Source organism: Georgenia daeguensis, assembly GCF_039537705.1.
GTDB classification, from domain to species: Bacteria; Actinomycetota; Actinomycetes; order Actinomycetales; family Actinomycetaceae; genus Georgenia; species Georgenia daeguensis.
Window position 1 is genome coordinate 145923 of the sequence record NZ_BAABBA010000006.1, and the last position, 12657, is coordinate 158579.

The 12657-nt window shown below is 74.0% G+C and carries 11 protein-coding genes; all 11 read right to left on the reverse strand.

Annotation, left to right across the window (positions count from 1 at the left end):
- Nucleotides 1–10 precede the first annotated feature (10 nt).
- Nucleotides 11–1516, reverse strand: coding sequence for an MFS transporter (locus tag ABD774_RS07975; protein ID WP_345039601.1), 1506 nt, complete (start codon nt 1514–1516; stop codon nt 11–13).
- Nucleotides 1513–2736 (reverse strand): amidohydrolase, encoded by a 1224-nt coding sequence (locus ABD774_RS07980; RefSeq protein ID WP_345039603.1) that lies wholly within the window; start codon nt 2734–2736, stop codon nt 1513–1515. The genes ABD774_RS07975 and ABD774_RS07980 overlap by 4 nt, the downstream gene beginning before the upstream one ends.
- A gap of 147 nt (nt 2737–2883) precedes the next feature.
- Nucleotides 2884–4410: a lysine--tRNA ligase gene (gene lysS, locus ABD774_RS07985; RefSeq protein ID WP_425554513.1), complete on the reverse strand. Its 1527-nt coding sequence runs from the start codon at nt 4408–4410 to the stop codon at nt 2884–2886.
- Between the two features lie 376 nt (nt 4411–4786).
- Nucleotides 4787–5230 (reverse strand): aspartate 1-decarboxylase, encoded by a 444-nt coding sequence (gene panD, locus ABD774_RS07990; protein ID WP_345039774.1) that lies wholly within the window; start codon nt 5228–5230, stop codon nt 4787–4789.
- A 26-nt stretch (nt 5231–5256) separates the two neighbouring features.
- The gene (panC, locus tag ABD774_RS21675) at nt 5257–7197 is read right to left on the reverse strand and encodes a pantoate--beta-alanine ligase (RefSeq protein ID WP_425554509.1); all 1941 of its coding nucleotides are present in this window, start codon (nt 7195–7197) and stop codon (nt 5257–5259) included.
- Nucleotides 7198–7204: 7 nt separating this feature from the next.
- Nucleotides 7205–8785 (reverse strand): PH domain-containing protein, encoded by a 1581-nt coding sequence (locus ABD774_RS08005; RefSeq protein ID WP_345039606.1) that lies wholly within the window; start codon nt 8783–8785, stop codon nt 7205–7207.
- Nucleotides 8786–8898: 113 nt separating this feature from the next.
- Nucleotides 8899–9444: a PH domain-containing protein gene (locus ABD774_RS08010; RefSeq protein ID WP_345039608.1), complete on the reverse strand. Its 546-nt coding sequence runs from the start codon at nt 9442–9444 to the stop codon at nt 8899–8901.
- 61 nt (nt 9445–9505) lie between these two features.
- Nucleotides 9506–9991: a DUF3180 domain-containing protein gene (locus tag ABD774_RS08015; protein WP_345039610.1), complete on the reverse strand. Its 486-nt coding sequence runs from the start codon at nt 9989–9991 to the stop codon at nt 9506–9508.
- Nucleotides 9988–11133, reverse strand: coding sequence for a 2-amino-4-hydroxy-6-hydroxymethyldihydropteridine diphosphokinase (gene folK / locus ABD774_RS08020; RefSeq protein ID WP_345039613.1), 1146 nt, complete (start codon nt 11131–11133; stop codon nt 9988–9990). Before folK ends, ABD774_RS08015 begins: the two co-directional genes overlap by 4 nt.
- Complete coding sequence (folP, locus tag ABD774_RS08025) at nt 11130–12005, reverse strand: dihydropteroate synthase (protein WP_345039614.1); 876 nt, start codon at nt 12003–12005, stop codon at nt 11130–11132. Before folP ends, folK begins: the two co-directional genes overlap by 4 nt.
- A 25-nt stretch (nt 12006–12030) precedes the next feature.
- Complete coding sequence (folE, locus tag ABD774_RS08030) at nt 12031–12642, reverse strand: GTP cyclohydrolase I FolE (RefSeq protein ID WP_345039778.1); 612 nt, start codon at nt 12640–12642, stop codon at nt 12031–12033.
- Nucleotides 12643–12657: the final 15 nt, after the last annotated feature.

The window sequence follows — 12657 nt, forward strand, 5'->3', positions numbered from 1 at the left end:
GGCGCCTCAATCAGTCGTGGTACTTCTTGCCCTTCGGGACGGTGACCGTGATGGAGATGATCGCGATCAGCGCCAGGACGACGTTGAACATGAAGGTGACCATGCCGGCCTGACGCACGGCCGCGTTCTCCTGGATGCCCTGGGTGTGGAGCAGCTCGCCGACGATCTTCACGCCACCGCCGAGGAAGGAGGTGAAGATGGTCAGCGACAGCGCCGCCCCGATCGCCCCGCCGAGCGAGGAGGCCATCTTGTAGATGCCGGCGCCCGCGCCGGCCTGCGCCGCCGGCAGGTTGGACAGCGCCGCGTCCGTGGACGGGGTGGCGTAGAACGCCAGACCAACGCCGAACAGCGTGTAGGCGATGACGGCGAGGACCGTGAACGGCCCCACGAGGATGTTCGTCGGCACGAGCAGGGCGCAGGAGACCGCGACGATCGTCGCACCCCAGACCATGGGCTTGCGGGGGCCGAACGCCCGCAGGAGACGCTCCCCCACCCGGATGAAGGCGATGATCGCGACGGCGTACCCGAGCGTCAGAAGCCCGGCCCTCCAGGGGTCGAAGAGCTCGGGCCGGGCGATCTGCAGCATCTGCTGGCTCACGATGAGCATGCCGATGGTGGCGTTGAGGACGAAGTTCGAGATCGTCGCACCGGTGAAGGTGATGTTCCGGAACAGTGCGAAGTCGATGAACGGGTTGTCCTGCCTGCGCTCGAAGAGCACGAAGGCGGTGAGCCCCACCACCGCCACGGCGGCGAGGGCCAGGGTAAGCGGCCTCGTCCACCCCAGCTGGCGGCCGAAGATCAGCAGGATCATCAGGGCGAGGATCGAGACCATGAAGATGAGCAGCCCGACGATGTCGAACCGCTTGTGCGTGTGCGCCTCGGCCTTGCTCTCCGGCGTCCCCCAGATGAGGGCGATGGCCAGGACCGAGATGACGATCGAGGCGTAGAAGATGATCCGCCAGTTGAGGTTCGAGGCCAGGAAGCCGCCGAAGATCGCGGCGACCCCGGCGCCGCCCCAGGATCCGATCGACCACATCGACACGGCCCGCTGCCGCGCCTCGCCGTCCCAGTAGGCCTTCACCAGCGCCATCGTGGCCGGCATGATGCACGCCGCCGAGAGGCCCTGGATCGCGCGGCCCGCCAGCAGCAGGGGCAGCGCGAGGCTGCCGTTGGCCAGGATGATCAGCGCCGAGCCGACGATGCCGAGGACGTTGCCGATGAGGGTGATCCGCACCCGCCCGACCCGGTCGGCGAGCCCGCCCATGAAGACGATGAACAGGCCGGAGAACAGCGCCGTGATGGAGACGGCGAGGTTCATCTGGTCGAGGCTGACGTTCGGGTTCGCGATCTCCTCGATCGGCCCGCCGTTGATGTCGGTGAGGACGGTGCGCGCGATGGTGCCCACCGTCCCCGCGAACATCCAGAAGGTGAGGACGCCGAGCACGATGCCCGTGAGCAGCTTGTCGTTCCCCCTGTAGTTCTGCGCCGTCCGGGGGGCGGCCTGGGCGCTGGTCATCTCTGGTCCTTCCCGAGGTACGCCATGGCCGCGACGACGATGGCTTCGGTGCCGGCGCTCAGCGTGGGCTGGATGAGCGGCGCGAAGGTCGGCGAGTGGTTCGGGGGCCCGGGGTGCCCGGGGGCGAACCCGCCGACCCCCCAGTAGGTGTACGGCGTGCCGAAGGCGTCCGGCACCCGGCTGAAGTCCTCGCTCGCGGTCACTCTTCCGAGTTCCATGACCCGGTCCTGCCCGAAGTGGGCGCGGAAGGCCTCGGTGACCGTGGCGGTGACCTCGGGGTGGTTGTCGGTGAGCGGGTACTGGTCGTAGTACTCGAAGGTCGGCGGCTGCGGCGAGCCGGCCGCCTCGCACTCCGCCCGGACGATCCGCTCGACGGCGTCCACGACGGTCTGGCGCACGCCCATGTCGTAGGTGCGCAGGTTGACGAGGAGGACGGCACGGTCGGGGATGATGTTGCTCTTCGAGCCCGCGACGCTGCTTCCGACCGTGACGACGGCGAACTCCCCGGGCCTGACCTCTCGCGAGACGATCGTCTGCAGGCGGAGCACGATCGACGCGGCGAGCACCACCGGGTCGACGCTCAGGTGCGGCATCGACCCGTGCGAGCCCTTCCCGAAGACGGTGATCCGCACGCTGTCGCCCGCGGACAGCACGGGGCCGGTCTGCGTCCCGAGCACTCCCGCCTCGTGGTTGAGGACGTGCTGACCGAAGGCGACGTCGGGCCGCGGGACCTTTGTGGTCAGGCCGTCCTCGACCATGGCCCGCGCCCCGACCGCCGTCTCCTCGGCGGGCTGGAACAGGGCGACGAACGTGCCGCCCCAGGCCTGCGTGCGCCCGGCGACGAGCTCGGCCGCGCCGAGGAGACAGGCGACGTGGACGTCGTGCCCGCACGCGTGCATGACCCCGACGGTGGCCCCGCTCTCGTCCACGGTGGTCACCGCCGACGCGTAGGGCAGGCCGGTCTGCTCCGTGACGGGAAGGGCGTCGATGTCGGCCCGCACCAGCACCGTGGGTCCGCCGCCGTTCGTCAGCACGCCGACGACGCCCCCGCCGATCCGCTCGACGGCGTAGCCGAAGCCCTCCAGCCGCGCCGCGATCTCGGCAGCTGTCTCGACCTCGTGCGAGCTCAGCTCCGGGTGCGCGTGCAGGTGCCTGTACAGCTCCTCCTGCCACACCGTCGTGGCGGCAAGACCCTCGAGCACTTCACGAGCACGACTCATGACCGATCATCTCCCGCGTGGCGGCCGGCCCCCAGGGACGAGGGTAGACCTCGGCGCCGACGGCGCGACCGGGAGACCGGGCTCCGCCGTCACGGGGCCGGCGCCACGCAAGGCGACGGGACCGACGACGGCCACTCCGCCGTCGGGTCAGCGCGGCTTGACCAGCGGGAAGGTGATGGTCTCCCGGATGCCCCGGCCGGTGAGGGCCATGAGGAGCCGGTCGATGCCCATCCCCATGCCGCCCGCGGGCGGCATGCCCTGCTCCATGGCCTCGAGGAAGTCCTCGTCGAGCACCATGGCCTCGGGGTCGCCGGCGGCGGCGGCGAGCGCCTGCGCGGCGAAGCGCTCACGCTGGACCACCGGGTCGACCAGCTCGGAGTAGGCGGTGGCCAGCTCGAAGCCGCGCACGTACAGGTCCCACTTCTCCACGACGCCCGGCTTGCTGCGGTGGGCACGGGTGAGCGGCGAGGTGTCCACGGGGAAGTCGCGCACGAAGGTCGGCGCGTACAGGTCGTCGCCCACGAGGTGCTCGAAGAGCTCCTCGACCACCTTGCCGTGCGTGTAGTGCGGAGCGAGCTCGAGGCCCAGGCGGTCGGCGTGGGCCTCCAGGGTGGAGTCCGGCGTCTCCGGGGTGATCTCCTCGCCGAGCTTCTCGGAGACGGACTCGAAGAGGCTGATCTGCGTCCACTCGCCGCCGAGGTCGTACTCGGTGCCGTCCTCGAGAGTCACCGTGGTCGAGCCGTAGGCGTCGATCGCCGCCTGCTGGACGAGGGTGCGGGTGAGCTCGGCCATCGTGTCGTAGGAGCCGTACGCCTCGTACGCCTCGAGCATCGAGAACTCCGGGGAGTGCGTGGAGTCCGCGCCCTCGTTGCGGAAGTTGCGGTTGATCTCGAAGACCCGGTCCACGCCGCCGACCACGGCGCGCTTGAGGAACAGCTCCGGCGCGATGCGCATGTACAGGTCGATGTCGTAGGCGTTCATGTGGGTCACGAAGGGCCGGGCGGCCGCGCCGCCGGGCTGGACCTGGAGCATCGGCGTCTCGATCTCGACGAAGTCCCGCGCGTCGAGGGTGCGCCGGAGGGACTTCACGACGGCGGCGCGCGTGCGGACCATCTCGCGCGCGGCCGGCCGCATGATGAGGTCGAGGTGACGACGGCGGACCCGCCCCTCCTCGGAGAGGGCGACCAGCTCGCCGGCCTCGTTCTCGTAGGTCTTGGGCAGCGGGCGCAGCGCCTTGGCCGCGAGCCGGAAGGAGTCGGCGAAGACGCTCAGCTCGCCACGACGGGACGCGATGACACGGCCGCGGACGAAGAGGTGGTCGCCGAGGTCGACGTCGGACTTGAAGGCGGCCAGCGCCTCCTCCCCCACCTCCGCCCGGGACAGCATGGCCTGCAGCTGGTTGCCGGAGCCGTCCTGGAGGGTGGCGAAGCACAGCTTGCCGGTGTTGCGCAGGTACATGACCCGGCCGGCGACGCCGACGACGTGGTCGGTCTCCTCACCGGGCTCGAGCCCGGCGAACTTGGCGCGCACGTCGGCGATCGTGGTGGTGATCGGCAGGACGACCGGGTACGGGTCGACGCCGGAGTCCAGGAGCCGCTGACGCTTCTCGGTCCGCACGCGCACCTGCTCGGGCGCGTCGTGGGCCTGCTCGTCGTGCTCGGCGCCGGTGGTCACGGCGCTCTTCTCCTCGGTCTGCTCGGTCACCGCTACAGGGTAGCCGGGGCCGGGCGCAGCACCGCCCGCGGGGCGAGTGAGGTGCGCCGCCCTGGCTCGGTGCGCCGTCGGTCGTCACCCGGGCCCCGTTGGCTCGCCGGGCGTGCCTCTTGCCGTCGAGTGCGACGACTTCCACCTTTCGGAGGCCCGAGAACGTGGATCGTGTCGCACTCAACGAGGCTCGGACGCCGCACCGGCGCCGGACGGGTACGCGGGAGACGGATGTGCGTCGGGCGACTCCTCCGCACCCTCGACGCGCGCTGTCGGGTCACGAACTCGCTCGGGGAGTCTGCTCGTGACATCTCACCGTCAGGGCGGCTGGCCACCCGCGGCCGGGCTAGGACGGGAGCGAGGCCCGGTACGCCGCCGTGGTGATGCCGCTGGCCTCGACGTACGGCGCCTCGCCGGCGTCGGTGTCCGGGACCTGCCCGGGCTCGTCCCCGACGTCGACGATCCGGTTCTGCGCGTCCACGAACACGACGTTCGGGGTGTAGGTGCGGGCGTCGGCGTCGTCGAGCTGGCCGTACGCGATGAGGATGACCAGGTCGCCGGCGTGCACGAGGTGGGCGGCGGCGCCGTTGATGCACAGCACCCCGGAGCCGCGCTCGCCCGGGATGACGTAGGTGGTCAGGCGGGCGCCGTTGGTGACGTCGACGACGTCGACCTGCTGGCCCGGCAGCAGGTCCGCGGCGTCGAGCAGGTCGGCGTCGACCGTGATGGAGCCGACGTAGTGCAGGTCCGCCGCGGTGATGGTGGCCCGGTGGATCTTGGAGATCATCATGGGGCGCAGCAGGGAGCGGGGCGTGGTCACGGTCGGGGTCCTCGCAGGTCGACGGTCATGTTGTCGATGAGCCGGGTGGTCCCCACCCGGGCGGCCACGGCCAGCAGGCCGGCGCCCACGGCGCCCTCGTCCAGCGGGAGGAAGGTGTCCGGATCGACAAGAGCAAGGTAGTCCACCTCCACGCCCTCCGCCGAGCCGAGCACCGCCTCGGCGGCCCGCAGCACGTCGGCCGCACCGCCGCCCGCCGCGCCGGCGTCCCGGCCCGCGGCGAGCGCGCGGGAGAGGGCGAGGGCGCGACGGCGCTCCTGGGCCGAGAGGTAGGCGTTGCGGCTGGACATGGCCAGGCCGTCCTCCTCCCGCCGGATCGGCACGCCGACGATCTCGACCCCGAGGTCCAGGTCGCGCACGAGGGTGCGCACGAGCGCGAGCTGCTGGGCGTCCTTCTCGCCGAAGACCGCGACGTCCGGGCGCACGAGGTTCAGGACCTTGGCGACGATCTGCAGCACGCCGGCGAAGTGCCCGGGACGGGTGCGGCCCTCAAGCACGCCTGCGACGGGTCCGGGGTCGATCCGCACCAGCGGCTCGGCGGGGTAGGCCTCCTCGTCGGAGGGCGCGAGAACGAGGTCGACGCCCTCGCGGGCGAGCAGCGCGACGTCGGCGTCCAGGTCGCGCGGGTACGCCTCGAAGTCCTCACCGGGTCCGAACTGCAGGGGGTTGACGTAGATCGAGACCACCACGTGCGAGGCCCGCGCGCGGGCCTCGCGAACCAGCGCCAGGTGCCCGTCGTGCAGGGCACCCATCGTCATCACCAGGGCCCGGGTGCCGGGCAGCGCCGCGAGCGCCGCGCGCAGCTCGGTCCGGCTGCGCACGACGACGGGCTCGAGGGGCGTTGCCGGTGCGCCGACGGCCGGTGCCCCGGCGGCCGGCGGCCGGGCCTCCGCCGTCGTCCCCGCACTCGCCGTCGTCCCGGGCTCCGCCGTCGTCCGCGGCCCCGCCCCGGCGCCCGCCGCCGACGCTGCCGCGGCAGGCCCGCCCGGGCCGGACTCCGAGTCACCGGCCGCGAGCACGTCGAGCAGCCGGGCGGCCGGGGCCTCGGCGAGGCGTCCGGTGGTCAGGGCCCGGCGCGTGGTGGCGCGGGCGAGGTGCCGGTAGGTGTCGACGACGTCGGTGAGCTCCTCCCCGAGCCCGCCGAGGGCGGCGAGGTGGGCCTCCACCGTGCCGGCGTCCCCCCGGACGACCGGCCCGGTCAGGCTCTGCTCGCCGCTGCGGACCGCCCCGTCGAGCGCGGCGGAGAGCAGCGGCGCCAGGTAGGCGCCGGGCTCGGTCAGGCCCGCCGCGGCGAGGGTGCGCTCGGCCTGCGCGACGAGGGTGACGAGGTGGTTGGCGCCGTGGGCGAGGGCCGCGTGGTAGACGGGGCGGTCCTCCTCGGCGAGGACCACGGGCTCGCCGCCGATCTCGACGACGAGCGCCTGCGCGATCGGCAGCACCGGCGCCGCGGCGGTCACGGCGAACGGGCAACCGGTCAGCCGGGAGATGTCCAGGCTGGTCCCGGTGAACGTCATGGCCGGGTGGATCGCCAGCGTGATGGCCCCGGCCGCCCGTGCAGGCGCGAGCACCTCGGTGCCGTAGCGCCCGGAGGTGTGGACCACGAGCTGGCCGGGCTGCCAGCGGCCCAGGTCGGCCAGGCCGCGGACGAGCTCGGCGAGGACGTCGTCGGGGACGGTGAGGAGGACGAGCTCGGCCCGCTCGACGACCTCCTCGATCCCGAGCACGGGCACGCCGGGCAGCAGGGCGTCCACGCGGTCGCGGCTCTCTGCGGAGACGGCGGTGGCGCCGACGACGGCGTGCCCCACGCCGCGCAGGGCGCTGGCCAGCACGGCGCCGACACGGCCGGCGCCGACGACGCCGACGCCGAGTCGTCCGGGGCGCGCGCCGGGGCCTGCGGGATCGGTGGGTGGGAAGCTCACCGGCCCATCATCCCAGGGGCCCGGGCGTCTCCGTGGCCGGAGCCTGCTCCGTGGGCACCTCCGTGGCCGGGGCCCGCTCCGTGGCCGGGGCCCGCCCCGTGGGCACCTCCACCCGCCGCATCCACTCCTCCGGCCCCTCGGCCGCCCGTGCCGTGCGGGCGCGCTCGGCCTGCTCCGTCAGCACCGCGAGGGCCAGGCCCTCGTCGAGGTGGAACGCGACCGGGATGACCGGCCCGGGCACGGAGTGGGCGTGCAGGTCGGCCAGGCCCAGCCGCCGCTCCAGCGGACCTTGCCGCACGGCGAGGGACTGCGTGCGCTCGTGCGGGACGACGGCGAGCGAGCGGGTGAGACGGCCGCTGCGCATGAGGAGCGCCGTGCGGGTGATGCGCAGACCGTTGCGCCGCCAGGTGATCGGGTCGAGCCAGCGGGCCCGGCGCGGACTCGTGCGGAAGCCCGCGTGCTCGCCGGAACCCTCCAGGGCGGCGTCGAGCAGCTCGCGCGGGTCGTCCACGCCGAGGTCCGGCAGCACCAGCCACAGGGCGGTCAGCGCGTCCCCGCGCGGGCCGACGGGCAGCAGGACGGTCTCCACCGCTCCCTGGCCCGAGGCGTCCGTGCCGTAGCCCGCGACGTTGACCTCGAGCCGCCACCAGTCGAAGCGCCGCCACAGCCAGGCCTGCGACAGCCGCACCGCCTGTACTCGGCCGGGCGGGAGGGTCTGGGTCCGGGTCTCGAGCAGCCCGTGACGCAGGCGGATGCCGTCGGGCGAGAGCGCCGCCCGGAAGCCGAACTCGCCGGCGAACCGGTTCCACAGGTACCCGCCCCAGCCGAGCAGCGCGGGCACCGCACCGAAGATCGGCGCGATGCTGCCGGTGATCACGGCCGCGACCACCAGGCCGGCCATCACCAGGACGAAGAGGGCGAGGCTCCCGGAGAGCGCCAGGGCCGCGACGAGCCGGCCGGGCGGTACCTGGAGCACCTCGCGCTCGGGTGCCGCGGCCACGGCCGGCGGGGCGGCGCCGTCGGCCGTCACGGGGCCGGCCACGGGGACGTCGACGCCGGCCGCCCGCGCCATGACCTCGTTGCGCAGGTCCTGCGCCTCGGACTCGCGCAGGTAGCCGATCACGACGTTGGACTCGCTGCCGCCGGCCGTCTCGACGCGCACCTGGGCGAGCCCGAAGAGGCGGCCCAGCAACGGCTGGACGACGTCGACGGCCTGCACCCGGACGAGACGGGCGTGGCGCTGCTGACGGAAGAGGATCCCGGTGTGCAGGTCGACCGACTCGCTCGAGACGGCGAACCGCATCCGGCGCCACGCGAGCATCGAGTACAGCCCGGCGAGGAGGGCGACGAGCACGAGGAACCCGACCACCGCGAGCACCACGGTGGTGCGGTACCGGTCCACGGACGCCCACACGTCGGGGACGTTGCCGAGCTGGTCCGAGATCTGCCAGACGAAGGCGGCGACGACGGCCGCGACAACCTTCCAGGCGTTCAGGATCGGGGTGACCTTGTGGACGCGACGCCAGACGACCGCGCCCTCCCGGCCCGCTGCACTCTCCGGGCCAGCTGCGCCGTCCGAACCGGTCATGCCGGTCGGGCCGACAGTGCCGGTCGGGCCGACAGTGCCGGTCGGGCCGGCAGCGCCGGCCGGGCCGGTCGAGCTGGTCGTGCCGGCCGGGTCCGAGGCATGAACGTCGTGGGTCACAGCCCCGCCAGCCGGGCCTCACCGCGCGCGGTCAGCCGGTCGCGCAGCCGGGCGGCCTCCTCAGGGGGCAGGCCGGGGATCGTGGCGTCGGTCTGCGCCGCCGCGGTGTGCAGCCTGACCTCGGCGACCCCGCACCGACGGTCGAGCGGGCCGGCGTTGACGTCGACGAACTGCATGCGCCCGTACGGCACCACCGTGAGGGACCGGAACAGGATCCCCTTGCGGACGAGCAGGTCGTCGGCGGCCTCCGCGTAGCCGAGCGCACGGACCTGCCTCGGGATCAGCCACAGCAGCCAGGCGAGCACCGCGAGCATCACGACCGGCGCCGCCCAGGCCCATCCCCCCACCAGGACACCCGCCACGACCGACCCCGCCAGGGGCAGCACCGCGAGAGCGATCAGCGTCACCACACGCGCGGTCACCAGCCCCTGCGACACGGGCGTGAACACGATCCCGGCGGGCTCGAACGGGCTCCGCGCACCGCCGCCACGGACGCCGTCGGCCCTGGTCACGCCGCTGTCCGCGGGCATCTCCTCGGTCACGGACCCAGCGTGGCAGAGATCGCGGAGACGTCCATCATCCTTCGGGGTGAAACCTTCGCCGTCAGGCGGCGGAGGCGCCGTGGTTCGCCCCGGTGGTGGGGTCCTCGTCGTCGTCGGGGGGCACCCGGCACCACCACTCGACCAACAGCGCCACCCCCACCAGGGCGAGGCAGGCGAGGAGTGCCAGACCCGCGGCGACCGCCTGCTCGCGCGGCAGCGGCGCGGAGAGGTTGTCCAGCGCCACGAGGACCTGCGCGCCGAAGTAGCCGACGAGCACCGAGCCGACCAGCGAGCTCGCCTTCGCCAGCAGCACGACGCGCGCGGCCCCCAGCGGCGTCATCGAGGTGCGTTCCTGGTTGACCAGGCGCCGGACGCCCCGCCCGAGGACGAGCAGGACGACGGCGAGCAGCGCCGGTCCGGCGGCGGTGACGGCGGGGACCGGGACGGGCAGGAGACCGCGCGCCTCGACACCCTCGAGCACGAGGAACGAGATGAGGCCGCCGCCGAGCGCGAGCAGCACGAGGCTCTGCCAGGAGGTCCGCCTCACCACGTCGCCCCCGGGGCGGCCGGGCGCGGTTCGTGCACGAGCCAGTCCTCGCCCGCCCAGCTCAGCGTGTCCCGGTCGCGGGCGCGGGCGGCCAGGTCGGCCACCGCACCACCGTGCGGGCCGGGCAGGACGGCGGTCGGGTCGGCGCGGGCCCACGGCGCGAGGACGAACGCGCGCTCGTGGGCGCGCGGGTGGGGCAGGGTCAGGTCCGCGTCGTCGCTGACGACGTCGCCGACAGTGACGACGTCCACGTCGAGGGTGCGCGCGCCCCAGCGCTCCGTCCGCTCGCGCCCGTGGGCGTCCTCGACCCGGTGTGCGAGCGCGAGGAGCTCGACCGGCGCGAGCGTGGTCGTGCCGAGCACGACGGCGTTGAGGTAGTCGGGCTGGGGCGCCTGACCGGGGGCGAGCACGGGGGCGGTGCGTGCGAGGGGCGAGACGGTCGTGACGGCGACCCCGTCCGCGTGGGCGAGATCGGCGACGGCGAGGCGGAGAGTGGCGACGGCGTCGCCGAGGTTGGCCCCGAGCGCGAGGACGACCGGAACCGGCGCCGCGGGCCGGCGACGAAGCACGTCGTCGGCCTGCGTGGCCTCGTCTGTCCCTGCCGAACCCGGCGCCACCTCACCGGACGGCGACGAGATCGAGGACATGGTCGTCCCGGCGACCATGTCCTCGATCTCGTTCGCGCGTGAGGGCTCGCCCGCGCCGTGCGCGCGTGAGGGCTCACCAGCGCGTGAGGGCTCGTTGGCACGGCGGCGGACCGAAACCTGGACGTCGTCGAAGGGCACGCTGAGCGGGGCCTGCGGCTTGTGGACGGTGACGTCGACCGCCCGTACCCCCTCCCGGGCGAGCACGGCGTCGGCGATCCGCCCGGCCAGGGTCTCGACGAGGTCGACCGGCTCGCCCGTCAGGACGGCGACCACGTCCTCGGCGACGTCCGCGTAGCTGACCGTGCGCGCCAGGTCGTCGGCGGACCCGGCGGCGCGGGTGTCGAGGTGCAGCACGACGTCGGCGGCGAAGTCCTGCCCGTCCCGGCGCTCGTGCTCGTAGACCCCGTGGTGCCCGCGCGCCCGCAGGCCGAGCAGGCGGATGCGGTCGAGCTCGCGCCCGGCGTCGTCGAGGACCGGGCCGGCGAGGTCGCTCACGAGTGCTCCCGCCACTCGGCGGCCACCCGGACCGCGTCCAGGCTGCCGGTCACCTCGTGGACCCGCACGGCCCAGGCGCCGGCCGCGGCGGACAGCGCGCTCACCGCCGCGGTGGCCGCGTCGCGGGCCAGCGGCTCCTGCGCCACGCGCGGCGCGACGACGCCGGAGAGGAACCGCTTGCGGGACGCCCCCACCAGGAGCGGGCGTCCCAGGTCGAGGAGGGCGTCGAGGTGGGACAGCAGGGTCCAGTTGTGCCCGGGGTCCTTGGCGAAACCGAGGCCCGGGTCGAGCACCACCTGCTCCTCGCGCACGCCGGCGGCGACCGCCTCCTCGAGGCGCTCCGCCAGCTCGGCCCGCACCTCGGCGACGACGTCGCCGTACACGGCGAGGTCGTTCATCGTCTCCGGGGTGCCGCGCCAGTGCTGGAGGACGTAGACCGCCCCGCTGCGGGCGACGGTCGCGGTCATCTCCGGGTCGAACAGGCCGCCCGAGACGTCGTTGACGATCAGGGCGCCGGCCTGGGTGACCGCCTCCGCGGTCGAGGCGTTGACGGTGTCCACGCTGACCACCGCCCCCTCGCGGGCGAGGGTCTCCACGACGGGCAGGACCCGGGCGAGCTCCTGCTCCGGGGAGACATGGGCGGCACCGGGCCGGGTGGACTCGCCCCCGACGTCGACGATGTCCGCCCCCTGGGCGAGCAGGTGCCGGGCGTGGGCGATGGCGACGTCCGTGTCGAACCACTGGCCGCCGTCGGAGAAGGAGTCGGGCGTGACGTTGACGACGCCCATCACCAGGGTCCGCCCGGGGTCGCGCAGTGCCTGGGGCAGGGGCTCCGGGCCGCGGGCCGCACGCCGGACCGATCGCTCGCTCATCGCACCAGGCTATCCGCCGGGCCGGTCAGTGCCGGTTCACCAGCAGGCTCATGGCCTCGGCGCGGGTGGCGGCGCGCCGCATCTGCCCGCGCACGGCGGAAGTGATCGTCCGGGAGCCGGGCTTGCGGACGCCGCGCATGGACATGCACAGGTGCTCGGCCTCGACCACGACGATCACCCCGCGGGGCGCGAGCCGCTCGACAAGGGCGTCGGCGACCTGGGAGGTGAGCCGCTCCTGGACCTGCGGGCGCCGGGCGTAGCCCTCGACGAGGCGGGCGAGCTTGCTCAGCCCGGTCACGCGCCCGTTCTCGGCGGGGATGTAGCCGACGTGGGCGACGCCGTGGAAGGGCAGCAGGTGGTGCTCGCACATCGAGTACAGCGGGATGTCGCGCACGAGGACCATCTCCTCGTGCCCGATGTCGAAGACCGCGTCGAGATGGTCGGCCGGGTCCTCGGCGAGGCCGGCGAAGATCTCGGCGAACGACCGCGCCAGCCGGTCGGGGGTGCCGACCAGCCCCTCCCGGTCGGGGTCCTCCCCGACGGCGGTGAGCAGGTCCCGCACGGCCCGGCGGACACCCTCGGCGTCGTAGGGCCGCGGGGTGTGCTCGTAGCGCAGCGGCGCGGAGTCGGAGGCCATCCCGTCGGCCTCGGC